The organism is Candidatus Villigracilis sp., assembly GCF_057083605.1.
In genome coordinates this window covers 31,747-56,842 of record NZ_JBXMTI010000015.1, presented here as the reverse complement: position 1 = coordinate 56,842, position 25,096 = coordinate 31,747, and the positions used below count along the sequence as shown (strand labels likewise).

General features: G+C 47.7%; 18 protein-coding genes and 1 pseudogene. 9 read left to right on the top strand and 10 right to left on the bottom strand.

Going from position 1 to position 25,096, the window contains the following annotated elements; all coding sequences use genetic code 11:
• Together AC14M5_RS02975 and AC14M5_RS02970 are read left to right on the top strand one after the other, a co-directional pair.
• The coding region (locus tag AC14M5_RS02975; protein WP_484028138.1) for a hypothetical protein at positions 1 to 295 on the top strand (295 nt) is incomplete at its 5' end.
• Positions 296 to 502: 207 nt separating this feature from the next.
• Complete coding sequence (locus tag AC14M5_RS02970) at positions 503 to 2,059, top strand: SUMF1/EgtB/PvdO family nonheme iron enzyme (RefSeq protein WP_484028137.1); 1,557 nt, start codon at positions 503 to 505, stop codon at positions 2,057 to 2,059.
• Positions 2,060 to 2,152: 93 nt separating this feature from the next.
• Here the strand turns inward: AC14M5_RS02970 and metG are convergent, their stop codons facing one another.
• A complete protein-coding gene (metG, locus tag AC14M5_RS02965) occupies positions 2,153 to 4,009 on the bottom strand; it encodes a methionine--tRNA ligase (protein ID WP_484028136.1) in 1,857 nt (618 codons plus the stop codon).
• A 530-nt stretch (positions 4,010 to 4,539) separates the two neighbouring features.
• Between metG and AC14M5_RS02960 the strand changes: the two genes are divergently transcribed.
• Together AC14M5_RS02960 and AC14M5_RS02955 are read left to right on the top strand one after the other, a co-directional pair.
• Positions 4,540 to 7,533 carry a PAS domain-containing hybrid sensor histidine kinase/response regulator gene (locus tag AC14M5_RS02960; RefSeq protein WP_484028135.1) on the top strand — a complete coding sequence of 998 codons (2,994 nt, stop codon included), beginning with the start codon at positions 4,540 to 4,542 and terminating at the stop codon, positions 7,531 to 7,533.
• An 11-nt stretch (positions 7,534 to 7,544) separates the two neighbouring features.
• Positions 7,545 to 8,759, top strand: coding sequence for a CpaE/TadZ family protein (locus tag AC14M5_RS02955; protein ID WP_484028134.1), 1,215 nt, complete (start codon positions 7,545 to 7,547; stop codon positions 8,757 to 8,759).
• A 265-nt stretch (positions 8,760 to 9,024) separates the two neighbouring features.
• Here AC14M5_RS02955 and AC14M5_RS02950 read toward each other — a convergent pair whose 3' ends face one another.
• The 4 genes from AC14M5_RS02950 to AC14M5_RS02935 all read right to left on the bottom strand — a co-directional run bounded on the left by AC14M5_RS02950 (position 9,025) and on the right by AC14M5_RS02935 (position 12,283).
• Complete coding sequence (locus tag AC14M5_RS02950) at positions 9,025 to 9,840, bottom strand: hypothetical protein (RefSeq protein ID WP_484028133.1); 816 nt, start codon at positions 9,838 to 9,840, stop codon at positions 9,025 to 9,027.
• A 46-nt stretch (positions 9,841 to 9,886) separates the two neighbouring features.
• Positions 9,887 to 10,393, bottom strand: coding sequence for a YceD family protein (locus tag AC14M5_RS02945; RefSeq protein ID WP_484028132.1), 507 nt, complete (start codon positions 10,391 to 10,393; stop codon positions 9,887 to 9,889).
• A 92-nt stretch (positions 10,394 to 10,485) separates the two neighbouring features.
• Positions 10,486 to 11,451: a polyprenyl synthetase family protein gene (locus AC14M5_RS02940; protein ID WP_484028131.1), complete on the bottom strand. Its 966-nt coding sequence runs from the start codon at positions 11,449 to 11,451 to the stop codon at positions 10,486 to 10,488.
• A 1-nt stretch (position 11,452) separates the two neighbouring features.
• Positions 11,453 to 12,283 (bottom strand): TatD family hydrolase, encoded by an 831-nt coding sequence (locus AC14M5_RS02935; RefSeq protein ID WP_484028130.1) that lies wholly within the window; start codon positions 12,281 to 12,283, stop codon positions 11,453 to 11,455.
• A gap of 65 nt (positions 12,284 to 12,348) precedes the next feature.
• On the opposite strand from AC14M5_RS02935, the gene AC14M5_RS02930 reads away from it, so the two are divergent.
• Positions 12,349 to 13,131, top strand: a complete 783-nt coding sequence (locus AC14M5_RS02930) for a TapB family protein (protein ID WP_484028129.1) — start codon at positions 12,349 to 12,351, stop codon at positions 13,129 to 13,131.
• 28 nt (positions 13,132 to 13,159) lie between these two features.
• Positions 13,160 to 14,569, top strand: coding sequence for a tetratricopeptide repeat protein (locus AC14M5_RS02925; protein ID WP_484028128.1), 1,410 nt, complete (start codon positions 13,160 to 13,162; stop codon positions 14,567 to 14,569).
• 88 nt (positions 14,570 to 14,657) lie between these two features.
• On the opposite strand, the gene AC14M5_RS02920 is transcribed toward AC14M5_RS02925, so the two are convergent.
• From AC14M5_RS02920 to AC14M5_RS02900, 5 genes are all read right to left on the bottom strand, one after another.
• Positions 14,658 to 16,088, bottom strand: coding sequence for a phosphoglucomutase/phosphomannomutase family protein (locus AC14M5_RS02920; RefSeq protein ID WP_484028127.1), 1,431 nt, complete (start codon positions 16,086 to 16,088; stop codon positions 14,658 to 14,660).
• An 89-nt stretch (positions 16,089 to 16,177) separates the two neighbouring features.
• Positions 16,178 to 17,854: a hypothetical protein gene (locus tag AC14M5_RS02915; RefSeq protein ID WP_484028126.1), complete on the bottom strand. Its 1,677-nt coding sequence runs from the start codon at positions 17,852 to 17,854 to the stop codon at positions 16,178 to 16,180.
• 60 nt (positions 17,855 to 17,914) lie between these two features.
• Entirely contained in the window at positions 17,915 to 18,925 is a 1,011-nt protein-coding gene (locus tag AC14M5_RS02910; RefSeq protein WP_484028125.1) for a ComEA family DNA-binding protein, read from the bottom strand.
• A 95-nt stretch (positions 18,926 to 19,020) separates the two neighbouring features.
• Positions 19,021 to 20,244 (bottom strand): MFS transporter, encoded by a 1,224-nt coding sequence (locus AC14M5_RS02905; RefSeq protein WP_484028124.1) that lies wholly within the window; start codon positions 20,242 to 20,244, stop codon positions 19,021 to 19,023.
• Positions 20,245 to 20,248: 4 nt separating this feature from the next.
• Positions 20,249 to 21,886, bottom strand: coding sequence for a hypothetical protein (locus tag AC14M5_RS02900; RefSeq protein ID WP_484028123.1), 1,638 nt, complete (start codon positions 21,884 to 21,886; stop codon positions 20,249 to 20,251).
• 47 nt (positions 21,887 to 21,933) lie between these two features.
• Here AC14M5_RS02900 and AC14M5_RS02895 point away from each other — a divergent pair, with 47 nt between their 5' ends.
• The 3 genes and pseudogenes from AC14M5_RS02895 (at position 21,934) to AC14M5_RS02885 (ending at position 25,068) form a co-directional block, all read left to right on the top strand.
• The gene (locus AC14M5_RS02895; protein WP_484028122.1) at positions 21,934 to 23,088 is read left to right on the top strand and encodes a cysteine desulfurase family protein; all 1,155 of its coding nucleotides are present in this window, start codon (positions 21,934 to 21,936) and stop codon (positions 23,086 to 23,088) included.
• Between the two features lie 49 nt (positions 23,089 to 23,137).
• Positions 23,138 to 23,536 (top strand): annotated as a pseudogene (locus AC14M5_RS02890) (GxxExxY protein).
• A 47-nt stretch (positions 23,537 to 23,583) separates the two neighbouring features.
• On the top strand, positions 23,584 to 25,068 hold the full coding sequence (locus AC14M5_RS02885) for a baseplate J/gp47 family protein (RefSeq protein ID WP_484028121.1): 1,485 nt from the start codon (positions 23,584 to 23,586) through the stop codon (positions 25,066 to 25,068).
• The last annotated feature ends 28 nt before the right edge of the window (positions 25,069 to 25,096 follow it).

Below are 25,096 nucleotides of genomic sequence, written 5' to 3'. Positions count from 1 at the left end.
GGAATATAAAGAAGACATAATGTTTAATGTTGTTTGGAGATGGCGAGATACTCCACCGTTGAGTCCGAAAGAGATAAGTGGTTTTTGTATTAATTGTCTCACTAGATTAGTTTATCAAAATGATGTCTTTGATAGTGAAACAGTCTTCATTTGCGAAATATGCAAAACACGTTCTGAAAAATTTGATGGCAATTTAAATTATGCTCTCAGTAAAGTTTGGAGACAAATTGAACGAAAAGTTAACACTGGTGAATGGAAACGAGTGGTAGAGAAGAAGAAGAGAATGAACGAGTGAATAAGAGTTATGCCCATCATCGATCGTAAACTCCGCGTCTTCCTCTGCCATTCCTCGCAGGACAAGCCCATTGTCCGCGAACTCTACCAGCGACTCAACGCCGAAGGCTGGATTGATTGACCCTTGGCTGTAGATAAGTTCGAATCTAAAATATTTTGTTTCGGAGCGTATTGGGATGTCTGGCGATAAGGAAAAGGGATAGAAGGCATGCAAGCAAAGATACTTAAGTTTATTCAAGAATATAATGATGCACACGGACAATGCCCATCTGTTGACAAAATTATGATTGAAATGGGAATGGCTTCTAGCTCCCTTGTAAATGATTATTTAGTGCAACTAGAACAAGCCGGTTATATCCAACAAAATCGCTTTGGCATAAAACTTGTAGAGCCAGTGTTATCGAAAGAAGCTTTAGATAATAGTCGCAAACTTCGTGTTTTTCTTTCTTATGCAAAAGAGGATTTTGAGGCTGTACATGAGATATACGATCTTTTAAAGAAAGAAGGGTGGATTGAGCCTTGGCAAGATAAATCTGAACTGTTGCCAGGTGAACATTGGACTGCCGCAATAAAGCGGGCAATTGATGTGGCCGATGCTGTGATTATATTTTTATCGGATCGCTCAATAAACAAAGAGGGTTTTGTTCATTTTGAAATGAACTATGCTTGGGATCGTTCTTTGCAAAAGCCACCAGGAACAATCTATCGAATTCCAATTCGGTTAGATGATTGTAAAGTGCCAGGTGATTTATACGAATTAGATGCAAGACAATGGGGTGATTATTTTGGCGAGGAGAAACAAGAGACCTACAAGAAATTGTTAAAAACTTTGCAGAATCGATTTTATCAAAAAGAGCGTATTGAAGCAAAAGAACAAGCTAATGTCGGTTTACCAAAAAATACTTTACCTAAAGGCAAAGTAAATGCATTATCGCCAGCTCAGACTCAAGACTTTATAATTGGCTTAAGTAAATTCATCAAAATTGAATCTTCGACAGATGCGAAAGTCCCCCGGCCATTTTGGATTGGGGAATATCCTGTTGCCAATGTTCAATATGAACGTTTTTTCAATTCAGCTGATTATGTAAGCTCACTATATTGGACTGAATTCCCTAAATTTGACGAGAATTGTATGCAAATAGGAGATTGGGAGCAAAAGGGATTTGAGTGGCTGCAGCGAGAACTTAAAAAACTAAAATCAACAGTGTTAAAGCCACCACTTTGGGATGATAAGAATTTTGGAGAGGTAAACCCCGATCATCCTATTGTGGGAATCTCATGGTATGAAGCTAATGCTTATTGTAAATGGTTGTTCCAGAATTGGAGTGACTTGCCAGAAAGTTTAGCCAATCCTGGATTAAAGCCTTCAGCTATTCGATTGCCTTTAGAGGCTGAGTGGGTAATTGCTGCAGGTGGCGAAATGCCCAAAGGACGTTACCCTTGGGATGAGGCTGGAATAATTACTAGTTCAATGAAAGAAGTTTTACGCCGCGCAAATACAGAAGAAAGCGTAATTGAACATACTACCCCAGTTACTGCATATCCACTTGGGAAAAGCCAATTTGGTGTGATAGATATGGCTGGTAACGTTTCGGAATGGCAAGCAAACTTTTATAGTAAGAATCATTCGAAGTTGGTTGTACGTGGTGGTTCATGGAATGACAGTCATAAGTCTAGTCGTGTGTCATCTCGTTATGCAGCTCCACCTGGATATAGTTTTTATTATGATATTGGATTTCGTGTTGTTGCCTATTTTAGTGAGTAAATTTTCGTGTTGATGTAGACTTTCTTCAGTATCGCTTCTATTAGTTTTTTCTGCTATATAAAATCGGATGCCATTTGGCATCCGATTTTATATTTACTTCCCTAGCCTCTCCCGTTCCTCTTCAACCACACTCTCCTCCAACTTCTTAAACAGCGGACCAGGTTGATTCAGCTTCTTCCCAGGTTGTAAGTCGCTGGGTTTCCATTGCAATCCTTCAATGCCTTTATATCTCAACACCTGATGCTCGCCGAGTGAGTCCTTGACTGTCTCGGTGTATTGCTCACCGAAGAGCGGAGTCTCGTAATTGAAGAAGCCGTGCAGTTTTTCGCAGGTGAAGGGTAAGAAGGGAGAGAACATCACCTTGAGCGAGTCAATGGCTTTGAGGGCGGTGTAAATGGTCTTGCCTGCTTCGGTCTTGTCCACTTTGATGGCGGACCATGGCGCATTGACATCGAGGTATTGATTGACCACTGTGGCGAGTTTCATGGCTTCGCCCAATGCAGAGCGCAGGCGCACGGCTTCGAGTTCCGCGCCAACAGTGTTGAATCCGTTTTCGATGGTCTTCAACAATTCAAGGTCTGCAGGTCGTAGGGGCGCGGTCTCCGCGCCCTTTTCTCCATCTGTGCCCTCGGGCGGGGCGACCCCGCCCCTACCCATATCTTCCAACGATGGCACGTGCCCATCCCAATTCTTATAACAAAACGCCAGCACGCGATTCGCAAGGTTGCCCCATGTGGCCACCAGTTCGTTGTTGTTGCGCGCCACGAACTCAGCCCAATCCCAATCGCTATCCTTCGCCTCAGGCATGTTGACGGTCAGGTAATATCGCAGGGCATCAGGGTCGAAGCGCGTCAACGCGTCGAGTCCCCACACGCCCCAGTTACCCGAGCCGCTGATCTTCTTGCCTTCGAGGTTCATGAACTGGTTGGCGGGCACATCGTACGGCAGGGTCAAAGGGACTTCCTCACCCGCGAAGATTTCCATGAACGCGCTGCCCGCGCCCATTAATTCAGCGGGCCACTGGGATGTGTGGAAGAAGATGTTGTCCTTGCCAATGAAGTGATATTGCTTCGCTTCGGGATTCGTCCACCAATCGCGCCAAGAATCTCGCGCAGCGTGACCTGATACCTGCGCCCACTCAATGGGGGCGGAGAGGTAGCCGATGACTGCTTCGAACCAAACGTAAATGCGCTTGCCTGCTTCCGTCCAGCCTTCGATGGGAATCGGGACTCCCCAATCCAGGTCGCGCGTGATCGAGCGGGCTTTGAGGCCTTCGCTTTCGATCTTGCGCAGCGACTCACCGATGACGGTATCGCGCATATGCGGGGCGCGTTCCTGCAAAAACTTTTTCACATCAGGCTCGAGCTTGGAAAGATCGAGATAAAAATGTTCAGTGTCGCGTAATTCCAGCGCACCGTCGCCTGTCTTCGCACGTGGATTCTTCAACTTCTCAGGTTCGAGCACATTACCGCAGTTATCGCATTGATCGGAGCGTGCGCCTTCGAAGCCGCAGATGTAGCAGGTTCCTTCAACATAACGGTCAGGCAGGAACTTGTCCGCGCTAGGGGAGTACCATTGCTTGCTGAACTGCTTGAAAAGAAAACCGTTCTTCTGCAAAGCAAGGAACATGGCCTGCGAGACCTTGAAGTGATTCTCGCTGTGCGTGGTGGTGAACATATCGTAGGTGATGCCGTATCCCTTGAAGACCTCGATAAAAGAATCGTGATATTTCTTGTAGACTTCCTCGACCGGTTTGCCTTCCTTATCCGCGGCGAGCACAACAGGCGTGCCATGTGAATCCGTCCCCGATACCACCAGGACTTTATTTCCCTTGAGGCGATGGTAGCGCGCGACAATGTCACCGGGTAAATGGGAGCCTGTGATATTCCCAACATGGATCTCGGCGTTTGAATATGGCCAGGCAATGGCGATTAATATATTTTCAGGCATGATTTCTCCTTCGGAGAGCATTCAGCCATCAGCTCTCAGCTTTTGGCTGTGGGGTTCAAGATTTCGCTGACGGCTGATAGCTAATTGCTAATCGCTGCGTCAGCTCTTACAAACAAAAAGGCCGTCCGCGAAATGGACAGCCCGTTTTCATTCAGGTGTGTAAACCTAACGTGCTTTCCACTCGGCGCGGCAGAACATCTCCATTCGCATTTGCATGGCCATGGTCATTGTCACCATTGGGAAGGCAGGTTTCAAGTTCATACTCTCAAGTTTACTATGTCCGCTGGCTGATTGCAAGTGGGTGAAAACTATTTTGTATCTGAGATCATCATAGAGATGCTTACCATGCGGGCACGATGTCGCTATGCTCAGCATGACACTCCGTAAGGTGCATTACGAATTTAATTGTCAATACGGGGAATCCCTACTGCTAAAACGTTACTTAATTGTAAGATATTCAAAACTTTCCCCATGCTATACTGAAATTAATTAAGCTAGTTAATCCGTTCTTTAGTGTCATGGAGGTACCCATGAAGTGGTATAAAAACCGCACAATGTATTTGTTCGCTTTCATGGGGTTTCTCGGAGGAGCGATATTCCTCGTTGCAGGCATCTGGCTTGAATTCAATCGTCAGCACCTGCCGCCTGCGATATGGTCCTTTTTATACCTGCACAGAACCGAACCCATGATATTCATGCTCGATTTTGCCCCGCTTATTATGGGGGTTTTGGCTGGGCTGATTGGCTTACAACGCAGCCTCTCCGCGACGATTACGCAGGCAAAACAGGAATGGGAGGTCGTTTTTGACTCCTTTTCAGACCCCATATTTGTGATCGACAGACATAATCTCATTCTTCGCTGCAACCATGCTGTTGTTGACCGCCTCAATACAAATTTCAGAAAATTGCTGGGGAAGTCCCTTCTGGATGTGATCGGCGTCGATCAGTTGGATTCCCTAAAAACTGGTTCAGAATTTCTTTGGCTGAATCGTTTATACGACGTTTCTGTTCATTCGATCCAGATTGCAGGCCTGGAACCGCAAACACTCATTATTTTTCATGATATTACCCAACAAAAAAATATCGAACTGGAGATCAAGCGCCAGAAACAGTTTTATGAGGCGCTAAATTCCAATAGCCCCGTCGCCATTGTGGTTTTGGATACCGATGAAAAGATAAATTCCTGCAACCCTGCTTTTGAAAACTTATTTGGCTACAAAAGCGACGAGATCATAGGGGTATTGCTGGATACACTGATCACAACCGATGAAACCCGATTGGAAGCTCAAAAATATACGCAGCAGGTTATGAATAGCACCGTTCATGCCTTTAGCAAACGCCGCCGTAAAGATGGCTCTTTAGTGGATGTTGAGATTTATGGTGTGCCTGTATTTGTAGAAGGGCAGAAGGTTGGCGCACTGGCGATCTACCACGACATATCCGAAATTGTCCGCGCCCAGCAGGAGGCCGAAGAGGCTAACCGCTCAAAGAGTGAATTCCTCGCCAATATGAGCCATGAGATCCGCACCCCAATGAATGGTGTGATCGGCATGTTGGAGCTGGCGCTCGATACATCTCTAACCAACGAACAACAGGATTATCTGCAAACATCCCTCAAAAGCGCAGAGGCGCTGCTTTCCCTGCTCAACGATATTTTGGATTTCTCAAAGATAGAAGCAGGCAAACTCGAACTGGAAGCCATCAACTTTAACCTTCGCAATACGATTGAGGATGTGGGTTATACCCTCGCCAAACGCGCACAGGATAAAGGCCTCGAACTCATCTGTTTGGTGCACCCGGATATTACACATTCACTGCATGGCGATGCGGGTCGTCTGCGTCAGATTTTGACCAACCTGGTTGGTAATGCAATCAAGTTCACCCATCAGGGAGAGATCGTGATCCGTGCTGAAATGCTTGAGGAAACAGATACCCATTCTCGCATCCACTTTTCTGTGCAGGATACAGGCATAGGCATCCCATCCGAAAGACAGCCAGCCGTCTTTGATCGATTTACTCAGGCTGATGGTTCCACCACCAGAAAATATGGCGGTACCGGGCTTGGCTTAACCATCTCCAAACAATTGGTTGAGGCCATGGGTGGTGTCATGGGGCTAAAGAGCGAGGCAGGCATCGGAAGCGACTTTTGGTTTGACGTCACATTCGAAAAGAGTGACGCTGAACTCGAACCAGAGATACAGGTTTCTCTTGCATCTGTCGATCTTCGCACCGCACGCATCCTGGGTGTGGACGATAACCAAACCAACCGCCTTGTCCTTTCAAAAATGGTGGAGGGATTTGGCTGCCGCATCGATACCGCTGCCAGCGGCGCGCGCGGACTCGAAATGCTTCATCACGCCATGCGCAGCGGCGACCCCTATCACGTGGTGTTGCTGGATATGCAAATGCCAGGCATGGACGGCGAGCAGACCGCACGTGCAATGAAAAGCGACCCGCTTGTCAAAGATGTCAAGATTGTCATTCTCACTTCCATGGGCAAACGCGGTGATGCTGTCCGTTTGGAAGCTTTGGGTTGTTCGGGTTATTTGCTAAAGCCAGTCAAGCAGCAAATGTTGAACGAGGCGCTGACTGCAGTGCTTAGCCGCACGATTGAAAATGATTCAAACATCGTCACGCGCCATGTCATCGCTGAAAAACATGCAGGCGATAAGCGTCTGTTACTTGCTGAGGATAATTCGATCAACCAAAAACTGGCTGTTGCCCTTCTTCAAAAAGCAGGCTATTCCGTCGATGTGGTGGACAATGGGTTACAGGCATTTGAGAAAGCCATCTCAGGCGGGTACAGTGCCATACTCATGGATGTCCAAATGCCAGAACTCGATGGATACGAGGCCACGCGCAAGATCCGCGATTGGGAGAGTGCGCATGACCAGCACATCCCCATCATCGCCATGACTGCCCATGCCATGAAAGGTGACCGCGAAAAATGCCTTGATGCGGGAATGGATGATTACGTTACCAAGCCGATTGATTCGCGCATCCTGCGCAATGTATTGGATCGCTGGCTTGAAACTATGTCAGATGAAAATAAAGACCAGCCGCAAATGGCATCTTTTGATGAACAAAAATTTTCACTCACTTCAGATGATGGACTGTTCGGAGATGAACCAGGCCCCGCCTCACAACCGACCGAAAAGCCTGCTCCAACACCCCAAACATTTACTCCCCCTGAATTTCCCATCAATCTCGAGGCAGCCCTGTTCCGTTTTGATGGAGACCGCCAGTTTATGCTCGAAATGTGCACCGATTTTCGAGACCATCTGCCTGTTCGTATTGAAGAAATTCAATCGGCATATAAAGACGGTGATATCAATCGCCTCGCACGCCATGCACATACCCTCAAAGGTGTTTCCCTGAATTTTGACGCCACCTTCCTCGCGGAACTTGCCGCACAACTGGAACAAATTTGCAAACTCGAAAACCTCACCGAGGTACAGAATTTAATAAACTACATTGAATCTGAATCCCACAGGGTTAGGGAATATCTTCTCCAGCATACTTAAGGAGATTTACCATGACACATATTTTGGTCATTGATGATGAACCTATCTATTACCAACTGATCACCAAAGCCCTCGAAGCGCTTAATTGCCAGCTCACCTTTGCAGAAGACGGTACAAGCGGCATCGCTCGCGCACGCACTCTCAAGCCTGACCTTATCATCACCGATGTAATGATGCCTGATATTACAGGCTACGAAGTAACTCATCAATTGCGGCGTGATGCTCAATTTATCTCCACGCCTATTCTTGTACTTACCGCCCAATCTGGTTTGCAGGATAAGCTGCGTGCCTTTGAGGTTGGCGCGGATGATTATCTCAGCAAGCCTTTTGAGCCAGCCGAACTCGCAGCGCGGGTAGCATCCCTTGTGCGCCGCGCAGAAAAGGCTCCAACAGTCACTTCTGCCAAAGACCCATCACAGCTTGCGCGCATGGTTGCCGTCCATAGCTTGCGAGGCGGCACGGGTTGTTCCACACTGGCGGTCAACCTTGGCTTATCCCTGCACAACCTATGGGAAAAGACCATTCTGCTTGACCTCACCATGACGGCAGGCCAGGTGGCTCTGATGCTCAATAAAACCCTGCGCCGCACCTGGGCAGATATATCCCGCTTTAACGCTGGTGAAGTGGATATCGACTCCATCAGCAGTGTGATTAGCACACATGAAAACGGGTTATCGTTTATTGCCGCTCCTACATTTCCCGATGAGGGCGAAGGTTTGCGCGGCGAAACACTCTCAACCGTTATTTCCCTGCTCAAAGAAAATTATCAATATATCATTGCCGATCTGCCGCATGATTTTAGTGAAACCGCGATCAGCGCGCTTGACTTGGCAGATACCATACTTTTGGTAAGCACCCCTGATATGGCTTCTGTCCGTGCCACTGCCGCCGCGTTGGACGCCTATAAAAAACTTGGTTATCCACCTGAAAAGATCAAGCCTTTGTTGAATGCCACCTTTCAGCGTTCCAGCCTGGCACAGGAAAAGATCGAAGCCGCCATGGGAATGGAATTTGTTGCGACTATTCCATACGTGCCAGATACTGTGGTGGAAGCCATCAACCTGGGCCGTCCGCTTGTGTTGGATAAACCGAAAGAACCCATCTCAGCCTTGCTTGAAGATTTCGCCTTCTTCCTCAGCAAGAAGGAACATAAAAAATCCAAACCTGAAAACCCGACAGAGACATGGAAACGAGTCTACAAACGATTTCAGGATAAGAAGAAATAAGATGATTACCCCCAAACTTAAGGATTCAGCCACAGATTGCACGGATGTCACGGATTTTTGAATTAAATGCCTCGAAATGAGCTGAACAATAAGCCAACACATTGGACTGTGTTGGCTTATTTTGTGTAAATCAGCGCCATCGTGCCCGAAGGGTAAATCCGTGGCTAAATGCTTGAAAGATTAAATTCAGGGTGCGCCATGTTTCAACACCTTGTTACGGTGATTATCTTCAAAACGGATAACCTGTAATATGTTGTAAGGGTGGTTACCTAAGCGCGAAATTCACGCTGGCAAACATCACGATCAGAAACAGGATGCCGAAAGACCACAGGACAATATGCCTGCCTTTTTCCATGATCTCGTATTTTTCTTTCCCATAACCCCAAATAAAGCCAGAGGTGGGTCCGAACAGTGTACGCGTGATCTGTGGGTTGAAATTGAACAGCGATAAGGATAGGCCTATTGAGATCACCAACACGGCCGTGAAAGTCACCGCAAGGTAAGAGTAAAGCGAAAAAGGATCAGCCAGCCAGAGATCGATTTGCCCAAAGTGGAGTCGAAAAGCGTTGACCAGCAGAGCCAGCGGAATGGCAAACAGCCAAAAGAGCATGATAGGTATGCGTTCGCCCGCTGGCAACCTATGGATCTGATCTTCGAACCTGTCAATATAGTCATTGGCCCATTTTCGATCTTCCGAGCTGATCCGCAGGTTGATCTTGTCGTGGAAAGCTTCCCAAAAGCCTCTCTGGCGCAGTGTGAACATCACGCGGATGTTCCAATTTTCGCGCTTTCCTGATCGGATGACATCGCCTTCGATGCGAGGCGGCTCTTCAACAAAGTCCGCTTCCATGGCGAGTTGGAGGATGCTGCGATCCTGAACTGCTGGGTCATGCAGCACATCTTCAAGCCTTTGTGTTTCGAAGTAGCGATAGTCGGAGGTGAGTACGGTATATACGATCTCAGCAGGGGCAGGGAAACGCTGGGCGGCATTTTCCATCAGCTTATGGAATTCCTTTAAGCCATCCTCTGTAAGCACAAAACTCTTGTAATATGTTTCATCCACGCCGTGTGTTAAATTCATAATTTTCTCGGTCAACAGGTATCCTCTGTATATTTGTATTAAAAAATTAATCCAGTAAGTCTTTCAACTTTGCAAACGGTGAATCGGATTGTTCTGGGCGATGGCCGCAATCCTTCTCGTTCAGGTTCTGGCCGCATTCAGGGCAAAGTCCCTTGCAATCAGGTTTGCAGACTGGGCTGATGGGGATTTCAAGCAGGGCATACTCACGCAGAAGTTCTGCAATATCCAAGTGGGCATCTTCAGGCAAAATGAGCTCTGATTCGGTTTCGGAACGTTTGTCGAAGGCGTACATCTCGGTGAAGGACCAATCCAGTGCATGATCGAAATCTGTCAGGCAGCGCACACAGTTAAGCGTGGTTTCAGCGGAGAAGTCTCCTTGCAGGATCAGTCCCTGTGGCGTTTTGCCGACATTGGCAATCCCATCAAAATTGCGCATTTCAAGATCATCAAGGATGATCTTGTCAAATGCAAACGGGAAGTCGTGGTTATAGCCGACCTCTTCATGGATGATGAAGCCGACATTAAAGCGGAAGGGTTTTTTAGGGCTTGGCATGGGGAAAGGCTCTTTACCGCCAAGAGCGCGAAGTACGCAAAGAAAAAAACAGTTTTGCTTCGCGCTCTTGGCGTGCTTTGCAGTTTAAGGAATTAAACTTTTCTATCTACGATATATCTCGCGAGGTTTTCGAGCGCTTCGCGTTCGGCGCAAGGCTCTATCGAATCGAGTCTTGCAAGGGCGCAGTCGATATGCCTTTCGGCTTCGAGCATGGCCTTTTGGGCCGCATCGCTCGCGCGGATGTTATCTACAAGGCGGGTCATGTTGTCATTATTTGTCCAACCGCCATTGGGCAGGGATAGCACGTCAACGTCATTCGGATGGGATTCAGCGTAGTAAATGGCTGGCAGGGTCACCAATCCATTCAACAGGTCAGACCCGAGCGGCTTGCCGACAGCGGATTGTTCACCGGTGAAGTCGAGGATGTCATCCACGATCTGGAAGGCCATGCCGATCTGATATCCGAAATCACGCATGGATTCAATCGTCTCTTCGCTGGAAGGGCTGACCATAGCCGCGGAACGTGATGTCATTTCAAATAAAGATGCGGTCTTTGCATAAATGCGTTTGTAATAGTTATCGCGGCTGATGAGTCCGCGAGAGGTGAACATTTGCGTGAGTTCGCCGTTGACGATGACCGCCAATGTTTCAGAAAATAATTTCATCAGGGGCAGGTGATCGGTTTCGGCGGCGAGTTTGGCCGCGCGCGCGAACAGATAGTCGCCTGTTAACACGGTGGCGGGCGGCGACCAGCGCGCGTTTAGAGTTGCCATACCTCTGCGAAGCAATGCGCCGTCGATCAAGTCATCATGCACCAATGTTGCGGTGTGAAGCAGCTCCACTGCCGCGCCGAGTGTGATGAGTTTTTCAAGGGGCGCACCCAGCATATTTCCGACGAGCAGGCCGAGGGTAGGGCGGACGCGTTTACCCCCAGCCGCGAGCAAATGCTCCAAAGCGGCACGCAGGTCAGGATGAGATTCATCCGCCTGTGCCCGCATTCGGTCTTCAACCAATTTAATTTCTTGTGTTACAGGTGAAAAAAAAGTTACCGCGCTCAAATCAGTCTCCCCATGCAAAGAGCCGCGCCGCATTGGCGGTTGTAATGGCGGCGATCTCCGCAGGGCTTTTGGAATGGATTTCTGCTATTTTATCAGCAATATGATGAACAAAGGCAGGTTCGTTTCTTTTGCCACGAAACGGCACGGGAGAAAGAAATGGAGCATCAGTTTCGATGAGAATTTTGTCAAGTGGAAATTGTCTGATGATTTCGCGCTTTTCATCCGCTTTTTTGTAGGTTACAGGGCCTGTGATGCCAAGATAAAAATTGAGCTCCAGTGCCTTTTGCGCGGTTTCGAGATTGCCGTTGAAGGAATGAAGCACACCAGGTCTTTCTGCGAGTGCGCCTTGCAAACCGTTTTTCCATTCTTCTAAAATTTTCAGCAAATCTACAGAAGCCTCGCCAAACCAGGCATCGTTTTCCTCGCGCATATGGATGATGACAGGCTTGTTGATCTCTTTTGCGAATTGCAACTGCTGTTTTAGAACTTCACGTTGAAATGCCCGCTGGTCACTTTCCTTCACCCAGTAATAGTCAATCCCAATTTCGCCGATGGCAACCACTTTTGGATGCTTCGCCAACTCTTTGACCTCTTGAAAAGTGCTTTTGGAGAATTCCTCCAGATCAGTTGGATGGAAGCCGACCGCCGCATACACGCTGGTGTTTGTCTCTGCCAACCGCACCGCCTCTTTGCTGGATCTGTGATGGAGTCCCGGCACGAGAATCCGAATCAACCCTGAATCATTTGCGCGCTGGATCACATCCGCGCGGTCAGAGTCGAATTTGTTGTAATCGAGGTGACAGTGGGTGTCGGTAAGTTGCATGATTTTCATAAATGATATACTATTTTACTGATCTTGTTCAACGAGATTTAAGCGCATTTCAAGGAGTGTGAGTTATGTCTAACCATCGAAAATTATCGACGCTGGCTGCTGCATTTTTATTGGTTGCCATGCTTGCCTGCGGCTTTCCAAGTGGAACAAACCCTGAAAGCGAAACTCAACCAACCGTACAGGCCCTTGCAAATGCCAGTGGAATTGGTGCAGCATGTGACAACGCTCTTTATCCCGTTGTTGTCGGCGCAACCTGGAATTACTCAATGAGCGGTGCGGCGCCCGGAAACTTTACCCGATCCATCACGGCCATAACGGCAGATGGTTTTACCGATCAGGATGTTTTTGATAGTGGCGTTACCCGAACGGGCCAATGGAAATGCGATGCAGGGACGTTGATCGCCCTGGACCCGGGTGCAGGGGCGGGCGCATCTGCAAGTGTACAAACCACCAGCACTGATGCAAATTTCCAGACGACAACCATGGATGGAATTTCTTATCCCGCAGTTGTAAACCCTGGAACAACGTGGACTCAGAACTTTACCATTGAAGGCATCCAATCCATCAATGGACAGGATATTCCCTCAAAGAACCAGACTTCCTTTAATTGCACTGCCGGCGGGACAGAATCAATTACGGTTCCAGCAGGAACATTTAACGCGGTGCGCATTGATTGCCAGATAAATATGCTTATCACAATAACAATGAATGGGGTGGATATTCCAACCGATGTCAGCTTCACTTCCACAGCCTGGCACGCACCGGGAGTTGGAATGGTAAAAACAGACTCTGTACTAACCGACGGCTCAACGACCAGTATTGAATTGATAGCTTACAATATTCCCTAATTCACAAATATGACAAGGTGAAGATGTGATGAAAAGAATAATTCCATTTTTGGCTGCTGTCTTAATTCTCGTATCTGCATTTCCATCCCAATCAGTCCATGCAGATGTTGCGCCGCCTGAGGCGCCCCCTGGCACAAACCTGATTCCTGGGAATGAGACAACCCAGGTCCGCATGGTGGCTGAGACGGTGACACTGACCATCTCCAAAGACCCAGCGGATGCTAACGGTGCAATCGCCAGAACCGAAGCAATTTTCACCATGCGGAATCTCGGCACAACCGAAGAGAAAATGCAGGTACGCTTTCCGCTCTCATTCTTCAACGGCAATTCGGACGGGTTCGGAAATTACCCCGAGATTGCGTCCATTACTGCGAAGGTAAATGGCAAAACCGTTTCCACCAGGCGCGAGATTCAGCCGTTTTATGATAGCGAATTTTCCTATCAGGAACGCGATGATCTTCCCTGGGCTGTGTTCGATGTGAGTTTTCCTCCATCGCAGGATGTGATCATCGAGGTGGCTTATACCGTCAATGGATATGGATATTATCCCTACGAGACCTTCAAATATATTTTGGAAACTGGTGCAGGCTGGAATGGCACAATTGGCAGCGCCGATATCATCGTCCACATGCCGTATGAGGCGAACGACAAAAATATTTGGGTGAGCGGTGAATCCGGGTATGGCGAAACAACTCCGGGCGGAGTCCTGAGCGGGAATGAAATCCGCTGGCGTTTTGATGATTTTGAACCGACCCGGGAGAATAACATCCAGATCGTGCTCGTCACACCTTCTTTGTGGGAATCTGCTTTGAAGGAAACAGACACAGTCACAAAAGATCCAAATGATGGCGAGGCATGGGGCAGGCTTGCGAAGGCATATAAGGAAATTGCTCGCCAATCAAAGGGGTGGCTGCGAGATGATCCCGCTGGTCGCGAAATATACGAGTTGAGCGCGAACGCATACAAAAAATGTCTTGAGTTGTTGCCAAACGATTCACTCTGGCATTATGGCTACGCCGACTTATTATGGTCGCATTATTATTCTGATATTCATGGGGTAAGCAAAGGTGACACCGAGGGCATCCTGCCGACTCTTTTAACTGAGCTTCAAACCGCCCTTGCGCTCAACCCAAATAATCAACAAGCAAAGGATCTGCTGCTGGAGATAAGTTATGCAGTTCCAGAAGCTGTTCAAGTGGATGGAGATGATTACATGTTGTTGGGTTTGACGGCTACGCCGATTCCGCCTACCCCATACCTGTTTCCGTCCGAGACGTCTACATTGACGCCGACAGAAGTTATCCCAACAGGACAAGCCACCATCCTGCCAACGGATACTTCATCATCGCAGCCCGCTGCGGAAAATCCGCTTTGTGGAAGTGCATTTCTATTGCCTGCCTTGTTTGGCGTAGTTTTAGCTCTGAAACGTAGAAGATAAAAAAGTATTATTTCTCAATGATGCTGGCAAATTAAAAAGTTAACAGGTTGGAACGTTCAAACGTTCCAACCTGTTAACGTGTAAACGATTATTTTATCCCCGCTACCTTCAAACCATCTTCCAAAATCGCCTTTACTTTATCGCCATGTCGCGTCTCGCAGTACACACGCAGGATGGGTTCTGTTCCACTAAAGCGGATCAACATCCAGCCGCCATCTTCGAGTTTGAATTGAAAGCCATCCACGGTGACAAGCTCGGTCACTTTCAAACCGCCAAGAGTTTTGGGGTTGTTGTCCATGATGATCTTCTTGCGTGCTTCAGGGTCGCCGCTGAATGGACTATCCACACGGTCGTAGAAATATTCTCCGCCAACTTTTGCGAATAGATCTTTCAACAACTCAGTGGGTTTCTTGCCCGTCTTCACCATGAAATCGAGCATATACAGGCCAGCCAAAATCCCATCACGCTCTGGGACGTTCCCACGGAAGGCATAGCCGCCGCTTTCCTCACCGCCGATGAGCGCATTGGTCTCGGTCATCTTTGGAGCGACATATTTGAATCCCACACCCGTTTCATGAACGGGCACGCCATAAATCTCGCCAAGTTTATTAAGCATGTTGGTTGTGGAGAGAGTCTTCACAATATCGCCACGTTCGCCGCGAACTTCAAGCAGATAATATGCAAGCAGAGCGTACACGCGCAATTGATTGATAAACTCGCCATTCTCATCGCCGATGCCACAGCGGTCTGCGTCACCATCAGTAATCAGGAGCACATCGGCTTTGTTATCCACAGTAGCTTTCAAGCCAACATCAATATTCGGCTGAATGGGTTCAGGCCGCTTCATTTCTGGGAAGGATGGATTGCGTTCGTTATGAATTTCGATTACACGAGTTTTTCCGCCCGCTAGCAGGCGAGGGAACCAGCCCGCGCCATTACCCCACATCACATCAACCATCACGGTCAGACCAGCATCCTTTATCGGTTTTAAGTCAATCAAACCATCGCGCGTTAAGTGTTCAATGTACGGAGTCGCTGCATCGAATTTAACGATCTCGCCAGCGGCTTCCGCTTCTTTATAAGTTTTTCGCTTCACATCTTTAATATCATCGGGGATTCCGCCTTCGATCTGCTTCAACCCTTCAGGGTCGATTGCGCCACCCGTCTCATTGCGGACTTTGAATCCATTATCAGTGGGTGGGTTGTGGCTGGCAGTGATGTTCACTGCACCTGCTGCTTTTTTATCCACAACCGCGTAGGCGATAACGGGCGTAGGCGTGGCACCATCAGTTAAGTAAACTTTCAGCCCGTTGCCAGCCAACACTTCCGCAACTGCGGCGGCGAAGTGCTCACTGCTAAAACGCTTGTCGTGGCCGACGACGATCCATTGTCCCTTTTTGCCGACCGAAAGCATATAGGATGCAAATCCCTGCGCGCAGCGGCGTACGTTATCGAAAGTGTAATCTTCGGCGATGACCCCACGCCAGCCATCCGTGCCGAATTTAATTTTCTGTGCCATTGAATCTTCTCCTATAAAATGATGACTGGCAAAATTATATCATTCGAAAAAAAGAGGCTGTCCGTTTGCTGGCAACCTCAAAATGTTGCTTATCTTAATCCGAGTATTTTGCTTAATGTATTCAGGAAATTGAGCATAAAAACTGTGCCATTATGGGGTATTGCAAGAAGGACGTTGGCTGTGATGCTGATAACGGCAAGCAGAATAACCGTAGTAATCAGAATTTTCCTTGCCCCTTGATTCTGACCTAACAAATCATATTCTTTACCGATGTGAGTTGTTGTGAGGATCATCAATGTTGGCACAAAGTCTTCCATAAACCTCATTGCCACAAAATAATATGAAAGGATAATGGATGTTGAGAGAAACCCTGCACCAGTTAAAGCAAAAAATATCCAGTTTTCAGAGGGACTTTTGTTGACATCCTGAGCAAATAATTTTTTGGATGACCAAAGATTCTTGATCAAGCGGAATAAAGGTATCAAGAGCAGGAGCAGTAAATAGGGCGCTATGTAAATCAACCCCGCGAGCCTGTCATTTGAAGGCAAATATTCAATACGTGATATGAATGGAAACTTGGAACCAATTTTGATGGGATGAAAAAAATACAAAGAGATGTTGAGAGGAATCCTCTGCAGGGTAAAAATATTCTGAAAATTAGTGTAATCTATGTTCGCAAGCTGATACGTCAACCCGAATTCAAATATCGAATCATAACGAGCCCAGTTATACCAGGCTAGGCCGAGGCCAACTAAAACCAATGGCGCTGCTACTATGATCGATATGGTCAAGCGAGTTTTGAGGGTGGTGGTTCTGTAAGCCCTCAAGATGTGTATGATTGTGAATAGGGCACAAAAAAGAACGGCTGGCAAAACGATGATCCTTGTGCCTACAGCAAAAGCCCAGTGGATGGAGGCAAGGGCGAGTTTCCACGGCACAGGTTCATTCTCTTTGATAGATGAGTAGGCCCAATAACAACCTCCTATGAAGAAAAACTGACAACCAAATATGGCGGCTTCATAAATTCTGGCGCCCTTCAGCATAATTGTCACAGGGGCGGATATTCCAACAACAATCAGTAGGATACCAAGCAACCATGCAGGCGCATTGTGGAGAGACCTCCGCCAGAAACCCGCGATCAATAATGCAGAATAGATGAATAGGCCAGATGCAAATACGAGCGCCAAATGAAAATCACCAATGCGTGAAAGTTGCTCCTTGTTAAAAAAAATTAATACGAGCAGGGCGGGAACAGGTCCCCAATAAATATAGAATTTGTCTTTGTAAAGGGATACATCCCATGGGAAATCATCAATATTGCTTTCCCTGCGTAGGAAATAATCATAAGGGTTGGCCAGCGATAATAGCGCAGGCGAAGGCTCGTCTGCGAGATATAAATGTCCCTCCTTAAAGCCTCTCGCTAGTTCGATATAGTAATCGTATTCCTGGCTTGCGTTCCTCTGACTTAACTGAATAAACCAAAAGTATGAAGATAAAACTATGGTCGCAGCAAAAAGCGAGGCAATCGCGATACGAAGTGAACGGCTGAATGTATTGTCGATTAAAGAGGATATCTTGTTAAGATAATTTTCTAGTGTCTCGCCAATAAAATGCAAGATTGTCCCAGCCAGAACGAGGATGACCCCCACTTCCAAAATGAGTCTTCTGCCTCCACCCCAGCCACCATCGTTATCTATTCCGAGTTGCCTGGCAAAAATTGCGAGAACGACAAATATTATCCCAAAAATAACCAAGAATTTCTTCAATACTATTTCTCCCGGTGAAGGCGATTCGTGCCTCGATGATCATGAATGTGAAAAACAAACTTATGGTGTTGCTGTCGCTTCAACAGTTGGCGGAGGGAAGGGGCTTGGCGTGAATGTTTCCAGCGGAGTTGGTGTGGGGGTGAACGTAGGTGTGGGGTTGGCTGGGACGTTTCCAGAAATCAAAATTTGCCATGCGATTTCCAAATCTCCAGCGGCGATTACAGGGAATGAGGGCAGGTTCCCTAATGCCAAATCCAAACGATCAACCACATCATCAAGCACATCATCATCTGTTTCAGTTTCTAATTCAAATAGCAGATCGCGCGCCGATTGCACATCCACTTTTGCCAGGCCAAAATTACTTTGCGCCAGGTACAAACGCGCACGCCCAAGCATATCCAAAGCACGGGTCATCATCACTTCATGTTTCAACTCAAGCAAAACCTTACTGTTGTTTGTCTCCAACTCCGATTCGAGCGTGGCTTGCATCTTCTCCAGTTTTTGAATCGCAAGCGTATGTGTTTCAATGGAATTTTCCAACGCTTCCACGCGGCTGTTCATTTCAGTCAATTGCGTTTGCAAAGTGGAAATATCCGATTCGAGTTGATTGATCTGCGCGGTGTTCTTTTCCACTGGTGCGATCAATGTTCGGTTGAGATAGGGCAGGCCATAATACAAAGCTGCGCCGATGCTCCCGATCAATAACACGATCAGAATTAATTTTAACAATGCACGCAGGAAATTGCCGAATGCCCGACCCAGACGCGACAGGAAGGATTCCTGCTCTTTTACGGATTCCTTTGCAGGCTGACTCTCCCACACGGGCACAGACATCGCCTCTTGTTCAACGGGGATCATGGCTCTGTTTTCTGTTTCATCTCCCTGCGCTTGAACGTACTCCTGCATCCGAAAGAGAAGGTTTTTTCCCATGCCAGGCACAAGCAGACAATCGTCCACATAGTCAAACGGACGGGCTGCGATAATATGCTCCGCCAGTTTATTTGAAACGCCTGGAACTTTTCTTAATGTTTGCTGATCTGCAGTATTGAGAAAGGTGAGGAAGTCAGTCATGGTGTCTCCTGTGGTGTCATTGTACAACAAAAGGCGTCGGGTGCGAATCTGCTTGTGAGGCGGAATCAAGCATCAGTTTAAGAATGAGGCATGCATCAGGCGCTCGGAATTTCAACGGGTTGGGAATCCTGAATTTTGAATTTCCACCACGCAATGGGAATCGAGATGATGATCGCGGCAACCGCAAACCAAAATGGAGTTTGAGGTGATATACGTTCCCATAGCTGCGCGCCGATCCACGGCATGGGCAGGGAGAGGATGCCAAGCGTGGTGCCGAAGAGACCGAAGGCGAGGCCGCGTTTGGATTCTGGCACAACTTTGGAAATGAGCGATTCATAGGCGGGCATGAGGCTGCCGTTGCCGAGGCCGAAGAAACACATGGCCAGGATGAAGCCTGTGAAACTGCTGGCGTTCAATAAGGTCAATAAACCCAATCCATTCAAAGCAAAACCTGTGACGATGGCAGCGCGTTCGCTGATCCGATCCACTAGCGTGCCTGCGAGCGGCGCGGCGATGATGGCTGCACCGCCAATGGCAGCATTGACAATACCGATCTGCCCGATATTGAGCCTGCCTATATCTGAAAGGAAGATGGGGAAGAGTTGACCGACCAGATTGGATGAGGTATCGCCAACTGCATCAGTGACCCAGATCCAGGTGAGGATTCCGCCTGCGAATAGCAAAGTGAACATGGCCGTGAGTTGTTCTTTGAAACCGCTTAAGGTGGGTATGGATGCGTCTTTATGAGGCGAGAAGCGTTCGTTGGTTGCCATCCAAACGCGGAGGATGGTGGCAGTGAGGTAAAAGCTGAATGCCACACGCATCATGACATGGAAACCGAATTGATAAGCTAAGAAGCCTGCTAATGCAGGCCCAATGATGGTGACCGTTTGGTAAATACCCGAAGTCAAGCCGAAGACTCGTCCGCGTGCTTCCTCGGACGATTGCTCAGAAATATAAGCGCCAAAACTCGGCCCCACAACGGAGTTGGATACATATTCCACGCTCAAGCCGATGAGCACCCACTGCCAGTTTGGTGCAAAGGCAAAGACCAGATATCCGAAGACCGCAACAGAACTTCCCATGGCGATCACGCGCAAACGCCCAATCGTATCTGAAAGCCAGCCACCGAAAATTTGCAAGACCATAGGTACCAGGGATGCCAATGTAAAGACCATGCCGACCTGCGCCACGCTCGCGCCGAGGCTGAGCATATAAAGGGACAAGGTGCTGTACGCCATTTGTCCTGCAATGTTGGCGAAGATCATACCTGCCAGGAACCAGCGTAAGTTTGGATTGAGGATGGGTTTGTTTTGCATTCTGTTATTTAATTAGTGGATTGAATGTCCGTGCAAGCTGATAGAGTAATTCAGGATTGAATACTCTGTATGCCTCCAGATGCCCAGACATGGTGAGCACTAAACTTATGGCAATTGAATAAATACATAAGGTGATACCAAACAGCATGAAAAATGACCTGGCAACGGGGCGAGTCTTGAGTGAGATGAGTCCCTGCCAGAAGCCGATGACAGCCAAAATAGACAGAGCAGGTATCAGATCTAGAAGGTAACGCATGGTCGTGAAGAAAAAAGTCTGTAATGTGAAAAATAATAGGATGGATGAGCCCGCCAGGGAGATCCATATCCAGCGAAAATCTTTGTCCTTGTTAAGCCCTGCAAGGAATGCAAAGATCATGAATGGACTTGCAATCAGAATACCTGTGATTCCTTCGGCGAGCAGTAAATAGAATTCTGGGTGATTTCCCTCAAGCCATGATGGCCCCACCCAGCGAGTAGGGAAGATGTGTGGAAAGGTTATTCGCCATTCAAATGGATTGAGAATGGTTTTGTATAGGTTAGATGGAATATATGAAAGTGAAAAGGTTTTGTCGAGGGATTCGTACAGGTTGTAGCTTGTAAGTTGATAGCGATAGCCAAATTCAGTGATCGAGTCAAAGCGCGCGTAGTTGTACCAGGCATAGCCTATCGCGCCGAGAACCAAAGGCAAGGCGAATGCTGTGATGAATGCAAAGGCTCTTGTTTGTTGTGATTTGATAGCCCAAATGAGAACGATGAGCGCGAGGAATGCAATGGCCGCGGCTAATGTTGTGCGAGAGCCTACTGCAAGCGCGAAAAATAATCCCGCCAACGTGAGACGCCAGGGCGATGGACGATTGAATGCAGCGATCAACCAATATAAACCGCCGACCAGAAAGAACTGTCCGCCGATGATCGCAGCTTCGTAAATGCGGCCCTCAATTAAGATATAGAGCATGGGGTTGACCAGACCTGCGAATGCAATTCCCAATAAAACTGCCCAGCGTGGTGTTTCGAGAAAATATTTATTCCATAACTCCAGGATCAGGAGAGTCAAGAATATGAATGTGCCTGCCACAAATACAAAAGTTATGGCCTTGTCACCTATCTCGGGCTCGTAGAGTAACTTGATGATTGCCAGGAACAATGCAGGTGCAGGCCCCCAGTAAAGATAGTATTTGCCTTTATAAAGCGTGGCATCCCATAATACGGAAAGACCTTCGCGACTAGCTGGCTCGTAAAGGTTTTCAAGTGTTAGCAGCGCAGGATCGGGTTTGACCTCCAACGCAATTTGACCATGACTGAATGCAGTTGCGAGCAGATCATAGTAGCTCGTTTCATTCGGCCAGGTTGTCCATAGTCCGATTGAGATGACCCAGATGTAAATGATAATGATGGCAGCGCTTAAAATTCCCACAGCGAGGTAAAGCTGACCTGTGTGAGTCTGAAATGCCTGACCGATGAAATTATCTTCGCGGTAGAGCAGGGATATGGTAAGGATAAATACGCCAATGAATAATAGAATATAGCGTTTTGCCCCCCAGACAGGGTCCTTATCCAAACCTACTTGGTTTGCAAAGAGCATGGCAAGGATAATAAACGACCCGATGATTCCGCTTGCTGTTTTAACCCAATATTTCATCATTACCCGATTTTATCATCGGCCACAATTTGTTTGCTATAATCCCTTTCATGATTTACCTTGATTATGCCGCCACTACACCTGTTGACCAGCGCGTTTTAGACGCCATGCTGCCGTATTTCCGTGAAAACTATGGGAATCCATCTTCTGTGCATCGATTAGGGCAAAAAGCTGAATCCGCAGTGGATGAAGCGCGGGAGAAGGTCGCGTCCGTCTTGCATTGCAAGCCTGATGAGATCATCTTCACTTCCTGTGGCTCGGAATCGGACAACCTGGCTCTGCGCGGAGCAGCCATCGCAAGGCGCAACGCTTCAGGCGAAAAATGGATACTAACCGCCAAGACCGAACATCATGCTGTTAGCAAAACCGCCGAGCAGCTTGAAAAGGAATATGGCTTCTTGCTTGAATGGCTGGATATAAACGAATATGGCGCAGTTACGCCCGAGTCTTTGAGCAAAGCAGCTTGCAATAATACGGCGCTTGCCTCGGTGATGTACGCAAATAACGAGATAGGCACGATCAATCCGATCCCTGAATTGGCTGAAATTGCGAAGGCAAACAACATTCTCTTTCATACTGATGCAGTTCAGGCTGCTGCCTATTTAGATGTAAACGTGGAAAAACTAGGCGTGGATTTAATGTCACTCGGTGGGCATAAATTTTACGGGCCCAAAGGTGTAGGTGCGTTGTACATTCGCAAAGGGACGAAGCTTGTTCCTCATCTTACAGGTGGGGGGCAGGAATATGGTCTGCGGGCGGGGACGCAGAATGTTCCATATATCGTTGGCTTTGCAGAAGCCCTGCGGCTTGCGGCAGAAGAACTCGAAGCACGAACAGCTCATGTGAGACCGTTGCGCGACCATATCATTGGACAGGTTCTTGAAACGATTTCTGATTCTCAATTAACTGGGCATCCCGATTCCCGACTCCCGAATCACGCTTCTTTCGTCTTCAAAGATGTAGACGGCAACCTGTTATTGCAGATGCTTGATTCCGCTGGCTTTGCCTGCTCTTCTGGTTCCGCTTGCAAAACAGGAAATCCTGAACCAAGTGAAGTGATCACCGCCTTGGGTCACTCACGCGATTGGGCTTTGGGCTCTTTGCGAATCACGCTTGGCGTCGATTCCACACCTGAACATGTGGATTCATTTTTAAAGTCCCTGCCTGGATTGGTTGAAAAGGCTAGAGCTTTGAACCAGAGATGAACGGGGATGAACAGAGATTTCTTGATGGGTTGATTAGGTGAGGTGTTGCATGGCTGATTTGGAACTTGATAAGATCACAGAAAGAATTATTGGCTGTGCTTACAAGGTTAGCAATACACTTGGGATCGGCTTTATCGGAAAAGTTTATGAAAACGCTCATATCCATGAAATGAAAAAAGATGGTTCGAAAATTGTCTAGCAGCATTTCATAAAAGTTAATTATGACGGTGTAGTAGTTGGTGAGTTTTATTTAGATATGCTTGTGAATGATCTTGTGATCGTGGAGTTGAAAGCGGTCTCTACTCTTACAAATGAGCATCTGGCACAAGCGTTCAATTACCTCCGTGCAACAGGTTTGCCTGCTTGCCTACTTATCAACTTTGGACAACCAAAAATCCAAATCCGCCGTTTGTATCCATCACCAACATGGAAATCATCAAAACTATAAATCGCCTTTAATTATCACTGTTCATCTTTGTTCATCAAGGTTTATTTTTGAAAACAAAAATCATCACCCTAGAATCTCACGATGACCTCATCTCCGTCCGCGATAAATTATCATGGGCGAAGACGCCGCGCATTCTGTTGGTGTGGCCGAAGTATGAAAAGGTCACGTTGCGCTTGTTGGATTTGAAAGTCCTCCAGCGCCACGCGGATTCGCTTGGGGCTCAATTGGGCTTGGTGACTCGCCGTGCAAATGTGAGACGAGATGCGGAGTCGCTTGGTATTCCTGTTTTCATTTCAACAGCCTCGGCTCAAAAGGACCTGTGGTCTGATTCTGCTCCGAGGACTCAGCGTATCCCGAAGCCTCCACAACGTGACCTGCGTCAGATGCGGGGTGAGGTGCATATAAAAGAACCCGCATGGCGGACATCGCTGGTTGGGCGCGTGGTCACATTTACAGCGGGGGTAATGGCCGTTTTAGCAGTAGCAGGCATCTTTGTCCCACGTGCCGCGGTGACTTTGTATCCCGAATCGCAGACTCAATCCATCATCATTCCAGTGAACGCGAGCCCGTCATTCGAATCCGTCTCCTTAACTGGTGACATCCCCGCGCAGACTTTATCTGTTATTGTAGAGGCAGAGCAATCATTGGCGGTGACCAGTACAATCACGTTGCCAAAGGCAAAGTCAGCGGGCGTTGCGCGCTTCACGAATTTGGGGCAGGATGAAATTGAGATCCCCGCAGGTACGAACATTTCCACCGTTGATTTGATTCGCTTTGTAACTTTGAACGATGTGCGATTGCCTGCTGGTGTGGATGAATTTGTGGAAGTAAAAATTGAGGCAGTTGAGGCAGGCTCGCAGGGAAACGTTGAACCAGATTCGATTTCAATTGTTGAAGGCCCGCTGGGGCTTTTGGTAATAGTGACCAACCCAGATGCAACCACTGGAGGCACGGATACAAAAGTGATTGGCGCAAGCGATGAAGACCGTGCCGAATTGCGGGATGTAATGCTTGAAAATTTACGCCGTTCTGCCGAAACGCAAATGCGTGCGCAGATCGGCGCCGATGATCTTCTGCTGCTGGATACATTTGAAATCACTGAAACCTTGCTGGAGGAATTTTCCCCACCAGAAGGCGAGCTAGGTAAAACACTCGTGTTAAAAATGAAAGTGGAATTCTCTGCCCGTTACATTTCAAGTGGTGATCTGAGTCAATTGGCAGTTTCCACATTGAGTGCATCCATTCCCCATGGATTTTCTCCTTTCGGCGAAGTGACATTCAAGCCGCTAGCTGGCCCTGTAACCGACTCTTCTGGAGTCACACATTTTGAATTGGAAGCAACTCAAATTACACTGCGCGATATCGACGAAGCTAAAGTGTTTTCCATGGTTCGTGGATTAAACTCAGCACGCGCACAAATCGAATTGATGAATACGTTTGAATTAAGAGATGAACCTCAGATCACGATCCGCCCAGCCTGGTGGAAGTGGATGCCTCTGGTCCCGTTCAATATTTCTGTGGAACTTAAATAAAAATGCCACAGAGTCGCAGAGACACAGA

Coding starts and splice junctions, on each gene's coding strand:
- AC14M5_RS02970 (WP_484028137.1), top strand. CDS start 503: ATGCAAGCAAAGATACTTAAGTTTATTCAAGAATATAATGATGCACAC.
- metG (WP_484028136.1), bottom strand. CDS start 4,009: ATGCCTGAAAATATATTAATCGCCATTGCCTGGCCATATTCAAACGCC.
- AC14M5_RS02960 (WP_484028135.1), top strand. CDS start 4,540: ATGAAGTGGTATAAAAACCGCACAATGTATTTGTTCGCTTTCATGGGG.
- AC14M5_RS02955 (WP_484028134.1), top strand. CDS start 7,545: ATGACACATATTTTGGTCATTGATGATGAACCTATCTATTACCAACTG.
- AC14M5_RS02950 (WP_484028133.1), bottom strand. CDS start 9,840: ATGAATTTAACACACGGCGTGGATGAAACATATTACAAGAGTTTTGTG.
- AC14M5_RS02945 (WP_484028132.1), bottom strand. CDS start 10,393: ATGCCAAGCCCTAAAAAACCCTTCCGCTTTAATGTCGGCTTCATCATC.
- AC14M5_RS02935 (WP_484028130.1), bottom strand. CDS start 12,283: ATGAAAATCATGCAACTTACCGACACCCACTGTCACCTCGATTACAAC.
- AC14M5_RS02930 (WP_484028129.1), top strand. CDS start 12,349: ATGTCTAACCATCGAAAATTATCGACGCTGGCTGCTGCATTTTTATTG.
- AC14M5_RS02925 (WP_484028128.1), top strand. CDS start 13,160: ATGAAAAGAATAATTCCATTTTTGGCTGCTGTCTTAATTCTCGTATCT.
- AC14M5_RS02920 (WP_484028127.1), bottom strand. CDS start 16,088: ATGGCACAGAAAATTAAATTCGGCACGGATGGCTGGCGTGGGGTCATC.
- AC14M5_RS02910 (WP_484028125.1), bottom strand. CDS start 18,925: ATGACTGACTTCCTCACCTTTCTCAATACTGCAGATCAGCAAACATTA.
- AC14M5_RS02905 (WP_484028124.1), bottom strand. CDS start 20,244: ATGCAAAACAAACCCATCCTCAATCCAAACTTACGCTGGTTCCTGGCA.
- AC14M5_RS02900 (WP_484028123.1), bottom strand. CDS start 21,886: ATGATGAAATATTGGGTTAAAACAGCAAGCGGAATCATCGGGTCGTTT.
- AC14M5_RS02895 (WP_484028122.1), top strand. CDS start 21,934: ATGATTTACCTTGATTATGCCGCCACTACACCTGTTGACCAGCGCGTT.